This window comes from Erythrobacter sp. Alg231-14 (assembly GCF_900149685.1).
Taxonomy (GTDB): domain Bacteria; phylum Pseudomonadota; class Alphaproteobacteria; order Sphingomonadales; family Sphingomonadaceae; genus Erythrobacter.
Genome location: NZ_LT702999.1, coordinates 2842079 through 2863947, shown reverse-complemented (window position 1 = coordinate 2863947; position 21869 = coordinate 2842079). Strand labels below are relative to the sequence as shown.

Here is a 21869-nt window from a genome sequence, read left to right as displayed (position 1 = left end):
TCGGGCGATGTCCGGCGGAGGGAAATTTACCATTTCTCTGACCGATGGGTAGAAAATCTCCCGGAATTCAGCCGGATTTGATCGAAAACTGATCCAGATCCCGCAAAAAATTAACCGTATCCACTTGTAACATTTTGTGTCCGGAACCGCAGAACTCTGCGGTTTCTGGCACTTTGCTAACGGGTTGATAACCATTGCTAGTTATCTGCCCTAGGTATGGATACGCATCATACCAACAGTCCGGTTTTGACCACGTTTGCGAACGCCTCGGGAACCTTTGGGGTTTTCGGGCGAATGAATTTGCAAATTGCAAAATCGCGTCTCCCATTCTGCGAAATTCGACAGAATAACGGTTTGAGCGCGGCTCCCAGAAATCACAACTAATTGAAAACAAGCGTGTTTCACCCTGTGGCACGCTTCTTGAAGCACATGGTTCGAACTCTTTGTGAACGGTAGAAGTACAATGAACACATTCTCCACCCTGTCCCTGCATCACACGACGTCAACGGTGATTGCGTGCGCTCGCACAGCAAGCCCCGTCGTTGCCGCGTTTGCGCTTGCGACCTTAGGGGCTCAGGCCGCGCATGCCGAAGGTGTGGGCGCCGGCACTCTCATCGAGAACACCGCCACCGCAACCTATGAAGACGGTGATGGATCACAGACGGTCGATTCAAACACTGTGGTGGTGCGCGTCGATGAATTGTTGGATGTGACGGTAACGTCGCTCGACAGCGGACCGATTGGCGCCGTCCCGGGCGAGGCTGTTCTTACCTTTGAGGTGACCAACCAAGGCAACGGACCCGAAGCCTATTCGTTGACGGCGAACCCAACCGTCGCCGGGAACGATTTCGATACGACCGTCGTCAACATCGCGATCGATACGAATGGCAACGGCACATACGATGCTGGCGTCGATGAAATCTTGACTGCGCCGGAAACGACCCAAGTGCTTGAGGCGGACGAAGGGCTAACCGTCTTTGTGATCGTCACTGTTCCTGATGGCGTTGTCGATGGCGATGCCAGCGACGTTGAACTGACGGCGGAAGCTCTAACGGGCACCGGCGCACCGGGCACAGTGTTTGCGGGCCAAGGTGTTGATGGCGGCGATGCCATCGTTGGCACAACCGGCGCGGACGACACCGCAGTGGGATCGTTGCTGGTTGGGATCACTTCGGTCGAGTTGACCAAATCCGTTAGCGTCGTTGATCCGTTTGGCGGCACAAGTGTCGTTCCTGGCTCCGTTGCAACCTTTACAATTGTCGCGACCGTTTCGGGCAGCGGGTCGGTTGATGACCTGATCGTTGCCGACGCCATCCCCGAAGGCACCACCTATTCCGACGAAACCGTCACATTGGATGGCGGCGATTTGACCGACGCCAGCGGCGATGACGCCGGCGAGGCATCCGATGCCAGCGGCGTTTCGGTCGACCTTGGCACTGTTGCTGGGGGCACCGTCCACACCGTCACTTTTGACGTCACCGTCGACTAAATTTTTTCAAGCTGAGGACCAGAGAAATGAACACGTTCAAGAATATGATCGCGGCTTTGCTTGTTGCTTCCACGGCAGCGATGCCGATTGCGGCGCACGCTCAGAACAGCGTCGACGTATCCGGCGATGTAAAAGCGGTCGAGACTTCGGTTGACGAGGCCGGAAATGAAACCACGCAATTGGTTGAACCAGGCGTCATCATTCCAGGTGGCCGTTTGGTGTTTGGAACCGATTACACAAACAACAGCGACGAACCGGCAGAGAACTTTGTTGTCACCAATCCGCTCCCAACGGCAGTGCGCCTTGCGCCTGATGCTGATCCGGATCTGATTGTGTCGGTTGATGGCGGGAACAGCTGGGGCACCTTGGCCTCGCTTTCGATCGCCAACGAAGACGGCAGCACACGCACGGCAGCGCATGCCGATGTGACGCATGTCCGTTGGACACTCGCTTCCATCGCGCCGGGCGAAAGCGGCCGGCTCGAATATCCCGCCATTATCCGCTGATCCGCGGACACGAAATCACCCACCGCAAGGTGGAGGATAACCGCCAAGTCTCGTGGGCGGCAATTTTGACACGGGGCACACGCAGAGGACCACTAACATGAAACCAACAACCCAGCTGCTGGGTGCGGTGAGCGCTTTCGCTCTTGTCGCAATGTCCAGCACACCGGCTTGGGCGGTCGGGACGACGGCTGGTGATACCATCACCAACAACGTCTCGGTCTCCTTCGAAGTCGGTGGAGAAACACAAAACGAAGTGACGGACAGTGACACGTTCACCGTTGACCGCGTTGTCGACGTTGACGTGACTTTCACCGGCGCGTCACCTGAATCGGTATCACCGGGTCAAGAGCAGGCTGTATTGTCGTTTGACGTTACCAACTTGTCGAACGACGTCGTTGACCTCGATTTGTCGACTGTCCTGACGGACGGCACGGCCGCCAACATCGAAAACATCACGATCTATCTTGATGCGAACGGCGATGGCGTATTGCAGCAAACCGAAATCGACGCGGGTGCTATCACCTTCCTCGACGAAGTTGCCGCCGATGATGGCTTGGGCACAGAGACGATCGCTGTTCTCGTAGTCGCGGACATCACGACCGACGCTGTGAACGATGACATTTTCGACATCGTTTTGATTGCAGACGCTCACGAAGCTGGCGCAGCTGGCTTGGGTGCCGAAATCTTTGGCTTGGCCGATACCGATGCCAACACCCCTGGCGAAGACACAGTTCTTGCCGACGGCACCAGCACTGGTGAAGAAGCCGCCAACGACGGTGACGATTCCGCATTGGGTCAATTCGAAGTGGCTGGCGCGCTGGTAAGCGTCGTCAAAACAAGCCGCATCATCAGCGACCCTGTAAACGGCACAGACAACCCGAAAGCAATTCCGGGCGCCGTGATCGAATACTGCATTGCAGTGTCGAACGCAGCGGATGCCGCAACGGCGACCGCTGTGACAGTGTCGGATGACCTTCCAGCCGATGTCACTTTCGCAGAAAACGACTTTGGTATCTTTGTGAACGGCACGGCTACGGTCGACAGTTCAGGTGCAACCCCGGTTGCTACCTGCACAATCGACACCGTGAATGACACCGATGGCGAAGCCACCGGCGATGCTGTGTTCACAGAAGACGGCGGAACAGCCGGTGCGGATGAGATCGAAGCGTCGCTTGACGATCTCCCCGCGAGCACCACCCGCTCGGTCTATTTCCAAGTCACGATCAACTAAGATCATAGGCAGGATTTAGACAATGCGTGTTCCCCCCTCTTTCAGGCGCGTCGCAGCGGCACTTTCACTAGTGCTGTTGCCCTTTGGCGTGTCTGGAGAGGGGGCGATCGCTCAAGATAACTCAAGCGACGGTGCGTCGGAAACGATCCGTACGATCGAAAACACCGCCGAAGCTTCGTGGCTGTTTGTGGGGCGCCCTGCGCAGACCTCTTCAAACACAGTGACCTTGGACGTCACTTTGCCACCCCCATCAATTACCGCCTTTCGTCCCACGACCCAGGGCGGGATTGATATGGATTTCCGCGCTCCTTTATGCAGCGCGTCTGGCCAATCCTCGCAAGGGGGCACGGGCGGCTCTGATATCGAATTGACACCAATTGGCGGCCAATACGAACAAAGCAACACCGTGCGCGCCGGCCAAACCGTTGTGTTCGAAGTGAACGCATTTGCCGCAAACGTCGATGCCACACAGATTGACGAGCTAGCGATCACGATCACCACATCTACAGGCGATCGTGAAACTGAGACGATTTTTGAAACCGGCGTAAACACCGGCGTATTTATCGGCCAAATCGGCACGGTCCGCATGCCACCTGCGGTTATTCAAGGCGATTGCCGCCTTAGCATTGTGGATGGCGCGGATATCGGGATCACCGCTTCGCTTCCTGGCAACACCACAGTGTTGGTCGAAACCGAGGTTGATGTTCTCGCCGATCCGTTTGGCGTTGTGTTCGACAGCGAAACCGGTGAGCCTGTGGACGGTGCGACGGTCACTTTGATCGATGTCGCCACCGGCCAACCCGCAACCGTCTTTGCCGCAGATGGTGTGACATCGTGGCCCTCGACCGTCATCTCGGGTCAACCGATCACCGACGGCGCGGGCAATGTTACGACATTGGATGCAGGAGAATTCTGGTTCCCACTGACATTCCTTGGCACGTATCGCCTCGAAATTACGCCGCCAGATCCGTACACCGCACCGTCTGTGGTGAGCCCCGCCGATATCGCGCAAATCACGCGCCCTGATGGACGTGGCTTTATTATTCTTGATGCGTCTTATGGCGGCAGCTTCGTTCTCGATGATCCAACCCCTGTTCAAGTGGACATTCCATTGGATCGTCCGGGATTGGATGTAGGCCTTGTAAAGACCGCATCACGTCAACAGGTCCAGCCCGGCGACATCGTGTTCTATTCGATCACGGCCAACAACGTCGATCGTGACCGCCCGCGTCGCAATGTTGTCGTCACCGACACGCCATCGACTTTCCTTCGCCTGCGCCCAGATTCGATCCGCATTGACGGCGTCGAAAACCCGGATGCCGTTTCAATCACACCAGATGGCCGTCAATTGACAGTGACATTGGGTGATATCCCGGCAAGCAGCTCTCGCCGCATTACATATGCAATGTCCGTTCGCGCCGACGCGCCTCCGGGCCGCGCGTTGAACGATGCGGTTGTCACTGACAGCCTTGGCCGCACATCGCGGGCCAGTGTTGCCGTCGACATTCAACGCGAAACCATTGCCGATCGGATGACCGTTATTGGTCGGATCACGGCGGGTCCGTGTACACTTGATGATCCGCGCCCTGGCATTCCCGGTGTTCGTGTCGTCATGGAAGACGGCAGCTACGCGATCACCGATGCCGATGGCCGCTATCACTTCGAAGGCGTTGTGCCCGGCACACATGTTGTTGCCGTCGCAGGTATGACTTTGCCCGAAGGCGCCGAATTGGTTGATTGCCACCGCGGCACCCGCAACGCGGGCAGCGCAAGCTCACGCTTCGTTATCGGTCAAGGCGGCAGCTTGGTGGTTGCAGATTTCCACGCGGTTCTGCCCGAAGGTGCCCTTGAAGAGGCATTGGTAGAGGCCGCGCCATTGGCAGATACCCGCCCAGACGGCGCAACCGCCCGCGCGGTTAACGCTATCGCCGGCGGTTCAGCGAGAACAGATGCATCGATTGACGCCGAAATCCTCGTTGAAGCCGGCATCGCCGACACGACTGCAGAAGCGGCCGAACAAGCCACTCCGTCCTATGCGCCCAACACCGATTGGATTGCCTTGGGCGATGGCGAAGATGGCTTCCTCAGCCCCGGTCTCACGGCGAACCCGCGTGCTCCGGCGATCCGTGTGGCGATCCGCCATCGCAAAGGGCAAAGCATTGTCCTGCGCATCAACGGGGAAGAAGTCAGCGGACTCGCATTCGAAGGCACTCTAAACCCACAAAGAGGCCAGTTCGCGGTCAGTACATGGCGCGGTGTGCGTCTTGAGAATGAACGCACATTGCTCGAAGCCGATGTGATCAACACCTTTGGCGGCGTCAGCAAGACTTTCACACGCGAAGTTTTCTTCACCACCACTCCAACGAAAGTTGAGCTGGTACCGGAAATGTCGAACCTGGTCGCTGATGGCCGCACGCGTCCTGTCGTCGCTATCCGCGTGCTGGACCGCAACAACCGTCCATTGCGCGCAGGTGTTTCGGGCAACTTTGAACTCAATTCGCCCTATGAAAGCGCCGAGGCGGTTGATCGCCAGCAATTGAACCAGCTTACCGGTTTCACACCAAGTTCGGCCCGCTGGGTCGTTGAAGGCAGCGAAGGCATCGCTCTGATCGAATTGGCCCCGACTATGGTTAGTGGCTCGCTCCGGTTGGATTTTGCCTTTAATGATGGTGAAATCGAACGCGACCAACAATTGGAAGCGTGGATTGAGCCGGGCGACATCGAATGGACCATTGTCGGCCTTGCCGAAGGGACAGTGGGCGCACGCAGTGTTGCTGACAATATGGAGCGGACCGGCCGTTTTGACAGCGACCTTGGCGAAAATGCGCGCGTCGCTCTCTACGCCAAAGGACGGGTGCTGGGCCGTTACCTCCTGACGCTGGCCTATGACAGCGCACAACAGCGCGAAGACCAACGCGTCTTGGGCACGATTGACCCGCAAGCCTATTACACCGTCTTTGCCGATGGATCGTCGCGCCGCTTTGATGCTGCGAGCCGTGAGAACCTGTATGTCCGGATCGAAACGGCCACGTTCTATGCGCTGTATGGTGATTTTGAGACCGCTTTCGACCAAACCCGTTTGGCCCGTTACAACCGCACCGCCACCGGTGTTCGCGGAGAGGCTCGCTTTGGCCAAGTTAAAGCCAGCGGCTTTGCAGCCGAGATTTCAAGCCGCCTGCAACGCGATGAAATTCAAGGTCAAGGCATCTCTGGCCCTTATCAATTGGGCAATCGCAACATCCTCGCTAACAGTGAGCAAGTGACCATCGAAGTGCGCGACCGCTTCCGTTCGGAGCAGATCGTTTCGACCCGCACTTTGACGCGTTTCCTTGACTATAATGTCGACCTTTTGTCCGGCACGATCACGTTCGCTCAACCGGTTTTGAGCCGCGACGACAATCTCAACCCGCAATTCATCATCGTGGAATACGAAACCGATGGTGTGGGCCAAGGTGAAATGAACGCGGGTCTGCGGGTGGATTGGAACAGCGATGATGGCCGCGTGCGCATCGGCGCCAATGCCATCACGGATAAAGGTGACGGCGCACGCACAGACCTCGGCGCCATCGATCTTCGCGCGCAAATTGGCGAAAACACTGAAGTGCGCGGCGAAATTGCTATGAGCCGTAGCGAAGGCGAAACCGCAACGGGTTGGATTGCAGAAGTTCAACACCAAACCGGTAAGCTTGATGTTCTCGCCTATGCGCGGCAATTGGATAGCGATTACGGCATTGGCCAACAAAACGGCGCCGAATTGGGCCGCCGCAAGGTTGGTGTCGATGGCCGCGTGTTCCTGAACGACAATCTGAGTGTAATTGGCAGCGTTTGGCAGGATGACAGTCTGGCCGACAATGGTCGTCGCCGCGCTGCTCAGGCTCAGATCAATCTGACCCGCCGCAACACCGATCTACGCCTTGGGCTGACCCATTTTGATGATCGTTTGACCGACGGGTCAACCAACACATCCACCGTGCTAGAAGCGGGCGCGACACAGCGTTTGTTGGACAATTCCCTCGAAGTGTCGCTGTCCAGCTCCATCGCGCTCGACAACGCCGAAAGCGTCGATTTGCCTGCGCGTCACCGTCTCGGAGTGCGCTACGCTTTGACCAACAATGTTCGCTTGGTTGGCACATATGAAATTGCGGATGGCGAAAATATCGAAGCGCGCCAATTGCGCGGCGGCATCGAAGCCACCCCATGGCAGGGTGGTCAGATTATTACATCTGTCGGTCAGGAAACCATCGGTGAGTTCGGCAACCGCACATTTGCCGCCTTTGGTCTTGCCCAAACCTTGCAAGTGACACCGGAATTGACATTGGACGCCACGATTGATGGCAACCGCACATTGAACGGCGTTCCCAACGGCAATGACCTGGTAAACCCCCTGCAACCGGCGGCAACCGGTGGTCAATTGACCGGCAACCAACAATTCGAAGACTTCAATGCATTTACGATCGGTGCCGCTTGGCGCAAGGATCGTTGGAGTGTGACCGCACGTGGTGAGCGTCGCGACGGCGAACAAGCCGATCGGACCGGCGTGACCTTTGGCGCAATCCGCCAATTGGGCGAAGGCAGCATCGTCGGGTCCGGCGCAACATGGACGCGGGCCGAAGATGCCGGCGGCGCTACAACTGAGATCTTTGACGCCAGCATCGGTTTCGCCCATCGACCCGACGCTTCGGAAATCGCCATGCTGGGCCGTCTTGAATATCGTAGCGATCGCGTCACTGGCGGCGTTGCCGGACAAGCCGGTGGTGCAGGGCGCACAGCCTTGATCGTAGACGGCGATGCTACATCGCGCCGCATCGTCGGCAGCTGGTCTACCAATTGGAGCCCACGCGGATGGGACGAAGATGAGTTCGGCATCGAACATCAAACCCGCCGCGACGAATACACATTGTTCGTGGGTGGTCGTTACAATTTTGACGAATTCGAAGGGACCGAATTTTCCGGGACCACGGTTCTGGCCGGTGCGGATGCACGGATTGGATTGAGCGATAGGTTCGAAATCGGCGCAACCGCAACCGTACGTGCGAACATCGATGATAACGTGACCAGCTTTGCATACGGCCCCACCATCGGCTTTGTCCCCGTGGACGGAATGCTGCTGACGTTGGGTTACAACATCGAAGGGTTCCGCGATGGCGATTTCTCGGCCGCGCGCAACACAGACAAAGGCGTTTTTGCCGCAGTTCGCTTCAAATTCGACACTGAAACTTTTGACTTCCTTGGCCTGGGACGCCGGTAATGCCAATGATCACAACAACCCCATCGAAAGCCACGCGCTTCGACTCAACGATGCTGAATTAAACCAAAAATGCGTTTCGAGACCATAATCCAAAGCGGTGCAACGCTTCTGTCTGCGGCAATCAAATTGCTGATTGCAGGCCTGTGCATGGCGTTTGCTCAACCGGCCCTCGCGCAATCGACTTTTTCCTACACGGTTACGGATGACGGCGCGATTGACGGTACGACCACTTGCGCTGGACCGGCCAACCCGTTGGTTCGCAACTTTTCCGTGGCGGACAGTTTCACTGTTGGCGATGTCAATTTGGGGTTCTTTGCAACGCATACGTGGCGCGGCGACATCCAAGTCACCCTGATTTCGCCAGAGGGCACAGAAGTCGTGCTTGTCGTCGGAGAAACAGGCAGCACCAATGGCGACAATTTGAACGTCTTGTTGGACGATGCCGCTGCCACTGTTGTTAACGCAACGAACATCACCAGTGCGCATTCGGCGACCGAACCGTTGCCGTATGAAAACACCCGGCGTCCCAACAATCCTTTGTCGGCATTCAACGGCGAAGCCAGCCTTGGCACGTGGCGGTTGGAAGCGTGTGACCTTTTGTCGGGTTTTGACGATGGTCTGTTCAGCAGGGCGGACCTGTTCCTGACGTCCCAACCGTCCGATTTCGCGGATTTGTCTTTGACAAAAATCCTGATCGGATCGCCTCCTATCCAAGGCGGAAACGCAACGTGGCGTTTGACGGTGGTGAACGCATCGGATTCGTCAGTATCGGCCGACAATGTTTTGGTCGAAGACACGCTTCCGGCCGGTTTCACATTCAGCAATTCCAGCGGTGATGGGGCGTTCAACCCGGCCAATGGCGAATGGGACGTCGGCACGCTTGATCCGGGCGACAGTGCGATATTGACGATCACCGGCACAATTAGTTCATCGGCTGGCACTACGATTACCAACTCAGCCGAAATCATTGCCAGCAGTGTTTTCGATCCTGATTCTACACCTAATAACGGCAGCACAACCGAAGACGATTTCGCGACTTCTGCATTGACCGTGCAAAGCGGGCGCGCGCCCGGTCAACCACCGCTGCTATCGTGCCCTGCGGGGGCTACCTTGTTTGATTGGGATACCATTGACGAGTGGGTCTCGGGCTCAACCGACAACAGCTATGATTTCGGCACTCTTGGCCAAATCCGTTTCGAACTCGACAATGATGGCGTCTTCTTGGACGCTGCCAATTTTGGCGGTCAATCGCCAAATACATCGCCGGTTTTCTCTGGCGGTTTGCCTACTACCGAGGCCGCGCTCAACATGCTTGCCAACCAAGGTAGCCCGTTGGGAGAGGTGGAGATCGAGATTACGCTGCCGCGTTCTTTGACCGGTGTTCAATTCACGATCTTTGATGTCGATTTCGCCTCAGGTCAGTTTGCCGATCGGGTCGAGGTGGTTGGCAACAATGGCGGGGCGAATTTTGACGCGGTCCTGACCAACGGCAACGTAAACTTTATCCAAGGCGGCAACGTCGCGATTGGTGATGGCGCATCCGGTTCCGATCAAGCGTTGGGCAATGTCGTTGTAACATTCACGCAAGCGGTCGAAACGATCATCATTCGGTATGGCAACCACACGACCGCACCGAACGATCCCGGTCAACAGGCGATCGGCATTCACGACATCACCGTTTGCAACCCGTTCACAACGTTGGATGTGACAAAGGTAAGTTCGATCATCTTTGACCCGGTCAATGGCGCGGCCGTACCCGGGGGTGTTTCGCCCAAAGCGATACCAGGCGCGATGGTCCAATATGTGATTACCGTCACAAACACCGGAAGCGAAGCGACCGACGCAGATAGCGTGGTTGTCTGGGATGATGGCCCTTCGGACGCAAAAATGTGTCTATTAGGCCGCAGCGGCGGGCCGGTTATCTTTGGTGATCCGGGCAACAATTCTGGTCTGAATTATGATTATGGCGGCACGGGCAGCGTGACCCTTGATCTCGCCCTCGACACCGATGACTTGGAATTTTCGGAAGATGACGGAAGCGACAATTTTGAATACACGCCAATCGCAGATGACGATGGCTGCGATACCGAAATCACCGATTTTCGTGTTCGTCCCGGCGGCGCGTTCGATGCAGGCAGAAGTTTCACAATCACGGTGAGATACCAAATCGATTGATCCGTAATCCTCGCCGATCTTTGACGGCGCGTGTTGCAGTGCAGCAGAATTGTTGACCGCACCGGTTGATCCGTTATGCAAACCCAATGCAATCACGCATTGATCTTGGCGTTCCGCCGCCGCTGACATCGCTTTTGGAAAGCGAACGCGTGACGCTTTTCCTAGATTTTGATGGGACGCTTGTTGAATTGGCGCCCGCGCCAGATGCGATCAAACCGATCGCGGATTTGGCGCAACGATTGAACAATCTGACACGGCGGTTGGGCGGTCGATTGGCTGTAATAAGCGGCCGATCCATTGACGATATCATTGGTCATATTGGCCCGATTGATGCGGCGATGGCTGGATCCCATGGGTCCGATATTCGCGACGCCAAGGGCGATGCCTTGGTCGATGCATCGGGCGATGGCGCGATCACCCTGCCGCCGGTCATTGAAACCGCTTTGCGCGATTATGCGAAGAATACGGGCGTGCGTTACGAACACAAACCCCATGGCGGAGCCTTGCATTACCGCAATGATCCCAGTGCTGGACCCAGTGTACAGGCCTTTGCCGAAAAGCTGGCGGCCAAACATGGTTGGATGGTGCAAAGCGGCAAATGCGTGGCCGAATTGGTGGCAAAGGGCGCGAGCAAGGGCGGGGCCGTCGCGGCTCTCATGGCTACCGCGCCTTTTGCCGGGACGGTCCCTTTCTTTATCGGCGATGATCTAACCGACGAAGCCGGGTTTCGCGCATGTCGGGCCATGGGCGGCGCTGGCATTTTGGTCGGCAGTCGTGATGAAACCGACGCCGAATTTTCACTTAACGATGTCGCCGCAGTGCACGCATGGCTGGAGCTATAGAAATTGGCACACACACCAAATCTTGAATTGTGGCCCATTGGCAATTGCCAAGTGTCGGGATTGATCGACCAAACCGGCGCGCTCGTTTGGGGATGTGTTCCGCGGGTTGATGGCGACCCGGTGTTTTCAGCCTTGTTGAATGGCGATCAACGCGATGCGGGCATCTGGCGGTTTGAGTTGGAAGGTCAGATCAGCGCAAGCCAAGAGTACATCCGAAACACGCCAAACCTTGTCACCACATTGACGGCCAAGGACGGCAGCGCGGTCGAAATCCTCGATTTTTGCCCTCGATTTGAGCGGTCCGGCCGGATGTACCGCCCCGTTTCCTATGTCCGCATTGTGCGCCCCATTAGCGGCAATCCCCGCATCCGCGTTATCCTAAAACCGACCAAAAATTACGGCGCTGGATTGGCCGATACGACGGCGGGGACAAATCACATCCGTTACCTTTTGGGCGCGCAAGCCCTGCGTCTTTCCACCGATGCGCCGGTCGGATACATCGTCGAAGGACGCACATTCCGCGTAGAGGCGGACACGCACTTTTTCCTCGGCCCGGATGAACCCTTTGTCGGCAATCTTCGCGAACAGGCCCGTTCGATGGAACAATCCACGCGCAAGTATTGGCAAGGGTGGGTTCGCGGCCTGAGCATTCCGTTGGAATGGCAGGAAGAAGTTATCCGCTGCGCCATCACCCTCAAATTGTGTCAGCATGAAGAGACTGGCGCCATTGTTGCCGCGTTGACCACATCCATTCCCGAAGCCGCCCATTCGGAACGCAATTGGGATTACCGATATTGTTGGATTCGCGATTCCTATTACACAATTCAGGCCCTAAACCGATTGGGTGCGCTCGATGTGATGGAGAAGTATCTCGGCTATCTGCGCAACATCGTTGACGGCGCGCGCGGTGGTCAGATTCAACCGCTCTACTCAGTCATGGGCGAAAGCGAGCTCGACGAAACCACCGCCAGCTATCTTGCCGGATATCGCGGCATGGGCCCCGTTCGCCGGGGGAACGCAGCCTACAAACAAATTCAGCACGACGCATACGGTCAAATAGTCTTGCCCAGCGCGCAGGGTTTCTTTGACAAGCGTTTGTTGAGGCCGGCGGATGAACGCGATTTTGAAAACCTTGAACAGGTCGGCAAAATGGCATGGGCGATGCACGACCAACCCGACGCTGGATTGTGGGAGTTTCGCACCCGCCAAGAGGTTCACACCTATTCGGCCGTCATGAGCTGGGCCGCATGCGATCGTTTGGCGAACGTCGCGGAGCATATTGGCAAAGACGACCGGGCCAAAATCTGGCGAGAGCGGGCAGAGGCAATCGCAGCAACCATCGATGCAAAAGCTTGGAAAGAGGGCGAGAACGGTACCGGCCATTACGGCGCCAGTTTCGAAAGTGACTATCTTGATGCCAGCTTGTTGCAGATGGTCGAATTGCGTTTCCTTTCCCCGGACAATGAACGGTTCAAACAGACATTTGCCGCGGTCGAAGAGCATCTGCGACGCGGCGATCATATGCTGCGTTACGCGGCCGAAGACGATTTTGGTGCGCCAGAAACCGCGTTCAACGTGTGCACATTCTGGCTGATAGAGGCGCTGCATCTTGCCGGGCGGGACGAAGAAGCGCGCACATTGTTCGACACCATGTTAAGCCACACGACCGGGTCCGGCCTTTTGTCAGAGGACCTCGATTATGAAACAGGAGAGCTGTGGGGGAATTTCCCGCAAACCTACTCGCTTGTTGGTGTGATCAATTGCGCCGGTCTATTGTCCAAACCGTGGAGTGAAGTGCGATAAGCCGTCTAGTAGTCATATCGAACCGGGTTGCCGTGCCAAAAGCGCGCGGCGTTGCTGGCGCTCAAGGCGGGTTGGCCGGCGCGTTGAACGCCGCGTTGAAAGATCGCGGCGGGGTGTGGTTCGGTTGGTCCGGTCAAGAAAGCGATGATCGAACAGGCAATATGGACCTGCAACGCAACGACGGCGTGACCACCGCAACCGTCGATTTATCAACCCGCGATGTGGGCGAATATTACAACGGTTACGCCAATTCGACGCTTTGGCCTTTGTTCCATTACCGCATCGATTTGGCGCGTTTCGAACAAAAGACCGGCGAGGGGTACGAACGGGTCAATGACCGCTTCGCAACCAGCGTGATGCCCTTGATTGAGGAAGATGACCTCGTCTGGGTCCATGATTACCACCTTATACCATTGGGAGAGCGATTGCGTGCACGCGGTGTCGAGAACCGGATCGGGTTCTTCCTTCACACACCGTGGCCACCCACGCGATTGCTGACCTCGCTGCCGTTTCATGAACGGTTGGTGCGCACGATGCTTGCCTACGATGTGGTAGGTTTTCAGACCGAAGAATGGTTGTCTAGCTTCGTCCATTATTGCGAAAATGAACTGGGCGCCGAAATCGATCACGATAGCGGGCGGATCACATTTGAAGGGCGGACCGTTACCGCGCGCGCCTATCCCATTGGGATCGATTGGGATCATTTTTCACAGCAAGGCGAAACAGAGGAAGCGAAAACCGCCGAAGATCGCTTTTTGGCTTCCATCCGTGGGCGCACCTGTATGATTGGGGTAGACCGGCTCGATTATTCCAAAGGATTGCCCGAACGAATCGATGGAATTGGCCGCTTTTTCGATGAGAATTCCGAACGGACCCGCGATCTGGTCTTTGTCCAGATTGCTCCGCCCAGCCGCGAAGATGTGGAAAGCTACCAGCACATTCGTGAAACGCTGGAACAGAAAACCGGACAGATCAACGGCGCGCGCAGCGAAGTCGATATCGTGCCGATCCGCTATGTGAACCGTGGATACAGCCATGCCGAATTGTTCGGATTTTTCCGAGCGTCAAAGATTGGCGTGGTTACGCCGTTGCGCGACGGGATGAACCTGGTCGCAAAAGAATATGTGGCCGCGCAAGATCCCGATGATCCGGGCGTTTTGATCCTGTCGGAATTTGCTGGGGCAGCGCACCAATTGGGGTGCGATGGGCAGGGGGCCGTTTTGGTCAATCCTCACAGCCCAGATGGCATGGCCAGCGCGATTAAAAAGGCGTTGGATATGCCGCTGGATGAACGCAAGGCGCGGTACCAACGCATGATCGGGACCGTGCGCGATGACAACGTCCAAAATTGGACAACGCGGTTCTGCGAAGATCTGGCCGCCGGTTGACCCGACAATTCTGGTTTAGGCCGAGCCTCAGATAAACCGCCGCAATGCGGGCTCTGGATCCGTGACCATGCCCGAATTTCTGGCCAGGTATGTTTTTAGATCGGTGTGTTGTGGTTGATCTTTGCGTTTCGATAGGACGCGATTGATACGGCTTGTCAAACCGCGCGGATCAAATGGTTTGCGCACAAAATCTTGAGCACCGGCATAGATTGCTTGCGCTTCGTCTTCGACCCCGCTCATCGCGGTGAACATGACCACGGGCAGATCATAGAATTCCGGCGATCCCCGCAGCTTGCGCAGCAACGTCACGCCGGTCATGCCGGGCATGTCCTGATCCAGCAAAAGGACATCAGGGCGCCGTTTGGCGAGCAGATCCCATGCTTCCTCGCCGGTAGTGACCCAGCCGCAAGCATGGCCAGCATCAATCAAAACCTGAGATGCCAATTCTGCGATCAATTCATCGTCATCAGCAATGAGAATGTACGCCATTTTTCGAGGTGCCTCTTTCCTTAGCGGTTCATCGGTGATGACAGGAATAGTAGGCAAACCCCAATCACGCCTTTGACGCGCCCTTCGGAACCATACCTAAGCAATTTCCCCGGCTACGGTGTGAAACGGACGGCGCGCGGTTGCCGGTTTTGAATGGGCCTGCCACTGATGGTGGCTATGATTCGATCCTCAGAACAGCCGCCATTTTTGTCCGCCCAAGGCATTCACAATCTGCGTGATTACGGCGGCTATTCTGCTGCGGATGGTGGACGGGTGAGAACCGGTTTTCTCTATCGATCCGGACATCATGCCGAAGCGAGCCATGATGATCTGGATTTGATGGCGCAGATTGATCTGAAACATGTGATCGATATGCGCGGCGATAGCGAACGCGCGCGCCATACATGTCAACGGGCGGGCAATTTTGATGGTGAAGTGATCTTCTTTGCCGGCGAAACCGCTGGCCTAGCCCCGCATCTTGAGGCCGCACAAGGCAGCGTTGATGCAACGTCGGCCTTTGATGCCATGGTCGGTTTGTACGGTGCCTTGCCCGATAGAGAAGGGCTGACTTGGGTTTTGCAGCGTTACTTTGCCGCTTTGTCAAAGGGCGCAGGGGCCAGCTTGGTCCATTGCGCAGCGGGCAAAGACCGCACCGGCATGGCGGTTGATTTGCTGCATCACGCGATGGGCGTCCATCCGGATGATGCGATGGCGGATTATTTGTTGACCAACGCGTCACCGCGCAACGAAGAACGCATTGCTCATGGCATGGAATTGATGGGCGACAAATACGGCGGAATTGACGAGGCCACCGTTCGGGTTTTGATGGGCGTTGATGCTGCGTTTTTGAATGCGGCGCGGCAATCTATCCAAACACGGTTTGGATCAACCGACGCCTATCTTGAACGCGCTTTGGGTGTGGATGCGACTATGCGCGATGCGTTGAAAGAACAGCTTTTGGATGGATAACACAATCCATCCCCAACCCAATTGATTGCGAATTGAAGCCGGGCATATGACCGCTTAAATTGGCACAGAACTTAAACAGGAATTGCACATGGCCACTCATCACACAAAGATGCTCATCATCGGCTCCGGTCCTGCCGGATACAGCGCCGCCATCTACGCTGCGCGCGCGATGCTTGAACCAATTGTGGTTCAGGGTCTTCAACCCGGCGGTCAATTGACGATCACGACAGATGTCGAGAACTATCCCGGCTATCGCGATGTGGTGCAGGGACCGTGGTTGATGGAAGAAATGCAGGCTCAGGCCGAACACGTTGGCACGCGGATGATGTGGGACACGATTGTCTCTGTCGATTTGGAGAACGGGGCACCGTTCAAAGCAATCGGCGACAGCGGCGACGAATATATCGGCGAAACTGTGGTGATCTGCACCGGCGCTCAGGCGAAATGGCTGGGCGTTCCGGGCGAACAAGAACTGGGCGGCAAAGGCGTGTCGGCATGCGCGACGTGCGATGGGTTCTTTTTCCGCGGCAAGAAAGTCGCGGTCATCGGTGGTGGCAACACTGCGGTGGAAGAAGCCCTCTACCTCACCAACCATTCTGACGATGTAACCTTGATCCATCGCCGTGACGAATTGAGATCAGAGAAAATCCTCGAAGAACGATTGATGAAAAACCCCAAGATTTCGGTCTTGTGGAACAAGACTGTCGAAAGCTTCGAGGCGGGCGAGGATGGCGCTTTGGGCCATTTGAACTTGAAGGATACACAGACCGGAGAGGCATCGACATTGGCCACGGACGGCGCGTTTGTTGCCATTGGCCATGCGCCCGCAACGGAGCTGTTTAAGGGTAAGCTGCCGATGGATGGCGGAGGATATCTGGATACGGAGCCCGGCACCCCGAAAACCGTCATTCCCGGCGTATTCGCCGCAGGTGACGTAACCGACCACACATACCGTCAAGCGGTTACCGCGGCGGGCATGGGATGCATGGCGGCGCTTGATGGAGAGCGGTATTTGGCCGCACTCGAAGACGCACAAGAAGCGGCAGAAGCGGCGGAATAACACCGCTTCTGCGCGCTCTTTATGCGATCATGCCTTAGGCAAAGACGATCAACGCGGCTTTCACGATCAACGCGATCAGCACGAGGCTCGACAGTGCGAACAAAACAAAGCGAACCATCACTTTGTTTGCGGTGACTTGAACGATGGAATGGACCACGCGCAAACCGGTGTAGATCCACGCCAGGAACGCGTTCATGCCATCGCCCTGTCCCAGGATCGCCAATGTAATGGCCACCGCATAGAACAATGTCGGCGCTTCGTGCAGGTGATTGTAATTGTGCGCTTTCCATTGGACTTCTTGGGGAAGCCTTTGATCAAGCACACCCGTGGCGCGCGCATCATCCGCAGAGATTTGTGCCTTTTGCATCGCAGGGATGCGCGATGCGTACATCCATAGCCAGATGATCATAGTCCAGATCATCAACGCGACGGCGGGTTGCAGAATGTCCATTCCGATCATGTCAGTCGGTGTCCTTTCGGATAGTTTTTTAGCTTAAGAAACGACGCTGGGATCGGCGAACACGGTCGCCATTACGGCCCGAACCGCCAACGCAATCAGCGCGAATGTACTGAGCAAGAACAGCGCAAAACGCAGCGGCAGCTTGTTGACCAAAATCTGCCACAGGGAATGCACAATGCGCAGCCCAACATAGACCCAAGCGATCATCACATCGATCGCACCCGGCCCGACAATCGCCAAAATCGCCACGACCGCATAGAACAATGTCGGTTGTTCGTGCAGGTGCGTGTGATTGTGGGATGGCCAATTGGCCTTATCCGGGATCACCCCTTCTAGGTCTTGGCCGCGTCCGCCCTGTTTTCCGCTAAAATTGGATTTGTCTGCTTTGGCGATGGCGCCAAAGCGAACCGGTACGATCCAGAATAGAACGATGAGCGTCCAAACCACCAGAACGGCGGCCGGCGCGAGCATTTGTGCTTGCATGAGTGAACCCCTCTCTCTTTTTTTGCATCCCTGCGAGAGGGCGGTTCGATTGTCAATTCCACCGGCCCGTGGTGAGCCCCGTCGTTTGCACCTATCCGCCGATGGTCTTTGCAAACGCAGCAGGGTCGGCATTGCCGCCCGTGACCATGATGACGGTGCTGTCGTCCAACGGCGCTTTGCCCGCCAACGCCGCCGCCAAAGCGGCCGCACCGCCCGGTTCGATCACCAATCTGAGGTTGGCAAAGGCCCATCTTTGCGCATGGCGCACTTCGTCGTCGCAGACCGCAATGCCGGGTTCTGCGCGGCCAGAAAGGATGCCGAGGTTGATTGGTTTGGTTGCGGTGGGCTGCAACGCATCGCAGATCGTCGCGGGCGCATCATCGCCCGCATTGACGATGTCGCCTGTGGCCAATGCTTGGCCGACCATGTCCCATCCGACCGGTTCAACCGCATGGATCGCGGCATTCGGACATGCCAGCGATAGGCCCGCCGCCAATCCGCCACCGCCACAACATGCAAGGATACGCGACGGCTCTCGACCAAGCTGGGCAACCGCCTCGATTCCTGCGCTGCCTTGCCCTTCGATCACCCATGGATCGCCAAATGCATGAACCAAAGCTGCGCCGCTTTCCGTGATCAATTTGGCCGCCACCGCGTCGCGGTCTTCGCCGGGGCGGTCATAGAGAATGATCTCGGCACCCAATGCGCGCGTGTTGTCCAATTTCACCTGCGGTGCATCGCGTGGCATCACGATGGTTGCGTTGATCCCCAATCGCCGCGCCGCCCACGCCACGCCTTGGGCATGGTTGCCCGAAGACACCGCGACCACGCCGGCCGCGCGATCCGCCTCGTTTAGGTTGGAAAGACGCCACCATCCGCCTCTGATCTTGAACGCGCCAACCGGTTGCAGGTTTTCCGCCTTCACATGGACCGTCACACCGTCAATCTCCACCGGCAGCAGCGGTGTCGGCGGTAGGATCGCGGCGATGCTCTTTGCAGCGGCGATCACGCCTTGTCGGGTCGGGGTGCGAAGGTCAGTCATTGCGATACAAGCCTATTGTGGAGTGAGACTTTGAGAGAGACATGGACCGCATGTTACACGGTCCAAAGCGCGAAAAGAGGTCCGTATTTCTGCGCTTTGCGCGATATTGGCACAGCCGCGTGTTGGAAAGGGAATGACCATATGGACGGCCTATGCAACACATTGGCACAGTAGGAAACGCCCGCCTTAACTTGTCCGGTACGCCGATTGTTCAACTTGTGCGAAGACACCCAAGGCGCGTTCATCCCCGAACGGCAAGAATTGCATCAAAGCCAGACCGGCAATGTCATTGGCCGGATCGATCCAGTAATAACAATTGGCGATCCCGGCCCACGCCAAACTGCCCGCGGCCCGGCCATTGCGACCGTCCTTTGGGTTGATCAGGAACCCTAAACCCCATTCGCTCTGCATATCTGGGAATGCATCGAATGTGTTGGCAAGCATCGGCACGAAGCTTTCCATTTTACCTGCGCGAATGCCGCCGATTTGATTGGTCGACATGGATCGAACGCTTTCCTCGCTTAGGATCCGATTGCCATCAAACACACCCTTACCAAGGATCATCTGCATAAAGCGCATGTAATCCGGCGCAGTGGAATAGAGCCCGCCACCGCCGGACGTAAATTCCGCCGCGTCACCGCCGCCAATTTCTAGGGGGAAGGGGGCAAAACCATCCGCTGTCGCCGCCATGAGGGAGACCCGACGGCTCGCTTTGTCCGTCGGAACGGCAAATCCGGTGTCTTTCATGCCCATCGGTTCAAAGAATTGCTGCGCCATGTAATCGCCCAGACTTTGTCCACTCACCGCCTCCACCGCGAGCCCGACCCAATCTGTGTTTACGCCATACAACCAATCGCTGCCCGGTTCGAACATCAGGGGCGACTTTAAGCTGTTCAACGATCCCGGCACCACTTCGCCTTGCGCTTTGCCCATATCGCCGCTGGTGAAGGAATATCCCAATCCCGATGTGTGGGTCAGCAAATGGCGCAGGGTAATCTGACTGTTGGCGGCCCGCGTTTGCGCGCTGCCATCGTCGGCAAACCCGATAAGGACCTGAGCATCGCCGAGATCGGGCAACACCGCGCCAATGGGGTCGTCCATCGACAAGGCGCCGCGTTCAACCAATTGGAGGGCCGCCGCAGACGTGATCGCTTTTGTCATAGAGGCGATTTGAAAAATGCTGTCCGTTGCCATTGCGTTGCCGGATGCGGCGTCCGAAAGGCCGGCCGCGGCCAAGGATGTGATGCCGCCGCTGTTGCCGATCGCGGCGACCGCGCCGATCACATTGGTTTTGGAAAGAGCGGTGTCGAGGGTGCTTTGAAAATCGTTCATCGCATCAGCCTTGTGCGTTTTCGGCATTGTGTCAATCAACCGATCCCTTTGCGCAAAATCAGAGCGATGATTGAGCCTATCGTTCCATTGGATTAAGGGCGGCATTCAAGAATCATCTTAGCGAAGAGGCGTTTGGCCATGTCGAAAATATTGGTAGTCGGGGCAGGGGGCGTCAGCTCCGTTGCGGTCCACAAAATGTGCATGAACGCAGGCATTTTCCCCGAATTGCATTTGGCCAGTCGGACCAAGTCAAAATGCGATGCCATCGCGAAAAGCGTGAAGGCACGCACAGGTCAGTCGGTTGAAACCTACGAAATCGACGCCGAAGAAGTCCCCGCCATGGTCAACTTGATCAAGAAAATTGGCGCGACGCTCGTCGTGAATCTGGCGCTTCCCTATCAAGATTTGCCGATCATGGATGCGTGTTTGGAAGCGGGCGTGCATTACCTAGATACGGCGAATTACGAGCCCAAGGATGAGGCGAAATTCGAATATCACTGGCAATGGGCCTATCATGACCGTTTCAAAGAAGCGGGTTTGATGGCGTTGTTGGGCAGCGGGTTTGATCCTGGTGTGACCAGCGTTTTCACGATGTGGCTAAAGAAACATAAGTTGAAGACGATCCGCACTCTGGACATTCTCGATTGCAATGGCGGCGATCATGGTCAGGCGTTCGCAACCAATTTCAATCCCGAAATCAACATCCGCGAAGTGACCGCCCCGGCGCGGCATTGGGAAAATGGCGATTGGGTGGAAACGCCTGCGATGCAGGTTTCAACCCCGTTTGATTTTGAAAAGGTCGGCACCCGCCAGGCGTATTTGATGTATCACGAAGAGCTGGAAAGCCTTTCGAAATTCAATCCAGAAATGGAGCGCGCGCGGTTCTGGATGACGTTTGGCGATGAATATATCAAACACCTCACTGTCTTGCAGAATGTTGGCATGACCGGGATTGAGCCGATCAAATATCAAGGACAGGAAATCATCCCGCTGCAATTCCTCGCCGCTGTGCTGCCCAAACCAGAAAGCCTAGGCGAAACGACCAAGGGCAACACCAATATCGGGTGCATCGCAACGGGCGAGGCGTTGGACGGATCGGGTGAGAAGACGTTCTACATCAACAACATTTGCAGTCACGAAGCCGCCTATGAGGAAACCGGCAACCAAGCTGTCAGCTACACGACCGGCGTGCCTGCGATGATTGGCACGGCGATGATGGTGACGGGAACATGGGCCGGAAACGGAGTGTTCAACATGGAAGAAATGGACCCTGATCCGTTTATGGACATGTTGAACGACCATGGATTGCCGTGGCAAGTGAAGGAATTGGACGGGCCGGTCGCGTTTTGATC

General features: G+C 56.5%; 16 protein-coding genes. 11 read left to right on the top strand and 5 right to left on the bottom strand.

From position 1 onward, the window contains the following. Window positions 1-463 precede the first annotated feature (463 nt). From BQ8290_RS13735 to BQ8290_RS13700, 8 genes are all read left to right on the top strand, one after another. Window positions 464-1489, top strand: coding sequence for a hypothetical protein (locus BQ8290_RS13735; RefSeq protein WP_108791228.1), 1026 nt, complete (start codon window positions 464-466; stop codon window positions 1487-1489). A gap of 26 nt (window positions 1490-1515) precedes the next feature. Next, entirely contained in the window at window positions 1516-1995 is a 480-nt protein-coding gene (locus BQ8290_RS13730; RefSeq protein WP_108791226.1) for a hypothetical protein, read from the top strand. A gap of 97 nt (window positions 1996-2092) precedes the next feature. Next, window positions 2093-3226, top strand: a complete 1134-nt coding sequence (locus BQ8290_RS13725; RefSeq protein WP_108791224.1) for a hypothetical protein — start codon at window positions 2093-2095, stop codon at window positions 3224-3226. A 22-nt stretch (window positions 3227-3248) separates the two neighbouring features. After that, on the top strand, window positions 3249-8474 hold the full coding sequence (locus BQ8290_RS13720; protein WP_108791222.1) for a DUF11 domain-containing protein: 5226 nt from the start codon (window positions 3249-3251) through the stop codon (window positions 8472-8474). A 69-nt stretch (window positions 8475-8543) separates the two neighbouring features. Further along, window positions 8544-10649: a proprotein convertase P-domain-containing protein gene (locus tag BQ8290_RS13715; RefSeq protein ID WP_337661419.1), complete on the top strand. Its 2106-nt coding sequence runs from the start codon at window positions 8544-8546 to the stop codon at window positions 10647-10649. A gap of 86 nt (window positions 10650-10735) precedes the next feature. Continuing rightward, entirely contained in the window at window positions 10736-11491 is a 756-nt protein-coding gene (otsB, locus tag BQ8290_RS13710; protein ID WP_108791220.1) for a trehalose-phosphatase, read from the top strand. Window positions 11492-11494: 3 nt separating this feature from the next. Further along, a complete protein-coding gene (locus tag BQ8290_RS13705; protein ID WP_108791218.1) occupies window positions 11495-13294 on the top strand; it encodes a glycoside hydrolase family 15 protein in 1800 nt (599 codons plus the stop codon). After that, window positions 13291-14682: a trehalose-6-phosphate synthase gene (locus tag BQ8290_RS13700; RefSeq protein ID WP_108791216.1), complete on the top strand. Its 1392-nt coding sequence runs from the start codon at window positions 13291-13293 to the stop codon at window positions 14680-14682. Before BQ8290_RS13705 ends, BQ8290_RS13700 begins: the two co-directional genes overlap by 4 nt. Before the next feature lie 27 nt (window positions 14683-14709). Here the strand turns inward: BQ8290_RS13700 and BQ8290_RS13695 are convergent, their stop codons facing one another. Beyond that, complete coding sequence (locus tag BQ8290_RS13695) at window positions 14710-15171, bottom strand: response regulator (protein ID WP_108791214.1); 462 nt, start codon at window positions 15169-15171, stop codon at window positions 14710-14712. Window positions 15172-15339: 168 nt separating this feature from the next. On the opposite strand from BQ8290_RS13695, the gene BQ8290_RS13690 reads away from it, so the two are divergent. Next, complete coding sequence (locus BQ8290_RS13690; RefSeq protein ID WP_337661418.1) at window positions 15340-16140, top strand: tyrosine-protein phosphatase; 801 nt, start codon at window positions 15340-15342, stop codon at window positions 16138-16140. An 88-nt stretch (window positions 16141-16228) separates the two neighbouring features. After that, a complete protein-coding gene (gene trxB, locus BQ8290_RS13685) occupies window positions 16229-17200 on the top strand; it encodes a thioredoxin-disulfide reductase (protein ID WP_108791210.1) in 972 nt (323 codons plus the stop codon). Between the two features lie 34 nt (window positions 17201-17234). Here trxB and BQ8290_RS13680 read toward each other — a convergent pair whose 3' ends face one another. The 4 genes from BQ8290_RS13680 to BQ8290_RS13665 form a co-directional block, all read right to left on the bottom strand. Beyond that, window positions 17235-17660 carry an MAPEG family protein gene (locus BQ8290_RS13680; protein WP_108791208.1) on the bottom strand — a complete coding sequence of 142 codons (426 nt, stop codon included), beginning with the start codon at window positions 17658-17660 and terminating at the stop codon, window positions 17235-17237. 33 nt (window positions 17661-17693) lie between these two features. Beyond that, complete coding sequence (locus BQ8290_RS13675) at window positions 17694-18143, bottom strand: MAPEG family protein (protein WP_108791206.1); 450 nt, start codon at window positions 18141-18143, stop codon at window positions 17694-17696. Window positions 18144-18234: 91 nt separating this feature from the next. Then, window positions 18235-19185 carry a pyridoxal-phosphate dependent enzyme gene (locus BQ8290_RS13670; RefSeq protein WP_108791204.1) on the bottom strand — a complete coding sequence of 317 codons (951 nt, stop codon included), beginning with the start codon at window positions 19183-19185 and terminating at the stop codon, window positions 18235-18237. Between the two features lie 186 nt (window positions 19186-19371). Next, window positions 19372-20517, bottom strand: a complete 1146-nt coding sequence (locus BQ8290_RS13665) for a serine hydrolase domain-containing protein (RefSeq protein ID WP_337661417.1) — start codon at window positions 20515-20517, stop codon at window positions 19372-19374. Between the two features lie 138 nt (window positions 20518-20655). Between BQ8290_RS13665 and BQ8290_RS13660 the strand changes: the two genes are divergently transcribed. Then, window positions 20656-21867 (top strand): saccharopine dehydrogenase C-terminal domain-containing protein, encoded by a 1212-nt coding sequence (locus BQ8290_RS13660; protein WP_108791200.1) that lies wholly within the window; start codon window positions 20656-20658, stop codon window positions 21865-21867. The last annotated feature ends 2 nt before the right edge of the window (window positions 21868-21869 follow it).

Excerpts from the sequence above, each read along its gene's own strand:
- BQ8290_RS13735 (WP_108791228.1), top strand. The coding sequence starts at position 464 with ATGAACACATTCTCCACCCTGTCCCTGCATCACACGACGTCAACGGTG.
- BQ8290_RS13715 (WP_337661419.1), top strand. The coding sequence starts at position 8,544 with ATGCGTTTCGAGACCATAATCCAAAGCGGTGCAACGCTTCTGTCTGCG.
- BQ8290_RS13670 (WP_108791204.1), bottom strand. The coding sequence starts at position 19,185 with ATGACTGACCTTCGCACCCCGACCCGACAAGGCGTGATCGCCGCTGCA.
- BQ8290_RS13720 (WP_108791222.1), top strand. The coding sequence starts at position 3,249 with ATGCGTGTTCCCCCCTCTTTCAGGCGCGTCGCAGCGGCACTTTCACTA.
- BQ8290_RS13665 (WP_337661417.1), bottom strand. The coding sequence starts at position 20,517 with ATGAACGATTTTCAAAGCACCCTCGACACCGCTCTTTCCAAAACCAAT.
- BQ8290_RS13690 (WP_337661418.1), top strand. The coding sequence starts at position 15,340 with ATGGTGGCTATGATTCGATCCTCAGAACAGCCGCCATTTTTGTCCGCC.
- trxB (WP_108791210.1), top strand. The coding sequence starts at position 16,229 with ATGGCCACTCATCACACAAAGATGCTCATCATCGGCTCCGGTCCTGCC.
- BQ8290_RS13660 (WP_108791200.1), top strand. The coding sequence starts at position 20,656 with ATGTCGAAAATATTGGTAGTCGGGGCAGGGGGCGTCAGCTCCGTTGCG.
- BQ8290_RS13695 (WP_108791214.1), bottom strand. The coding sequence starts at position 15,171 with ATGGCGTACATTCTCATTGCTGATGACGATGAATTGATCGCAGAATTG.
- otsB (WP_108791220.1), top strand. The coding sequence starts at position 10,736 with ATGCAATCACGCATTGATCTTGGCGTTCCGCCGCCGCTGACATCGCTT.
- BQ8290_RS13680 (WP_108791208.1), bottom strand. The coding sequence starts at position 17,660 with ATGATCGGAATGGACATTCTGCAACCCGCCGTCGCGTTGATGATCTGG.
- BQ8290_RS13730 (WP_108791226.1), top strand. The coding sequence starts at position 1,516 with ATGAACACGTTCAAGAATATGATCGCGGCTTTGCTTGTTGCTTCCACG.
- BQ8290_RS13725 (WP_108791224.1), top strand. The coding sequence starts at position 2,093 with ATGAAACCAACAACCCAGCTGCTGGGTGCGGTGAGCGCTTTCGCTCTT.
- BQ8290_RS13675 (WP_108791206.1), bottom strand. The coding sequence starts at position 18,143 with ATGCAAGCACAAATGCTCGCGCCGGCCGCCGTTCTGGTGGTTTGGACG.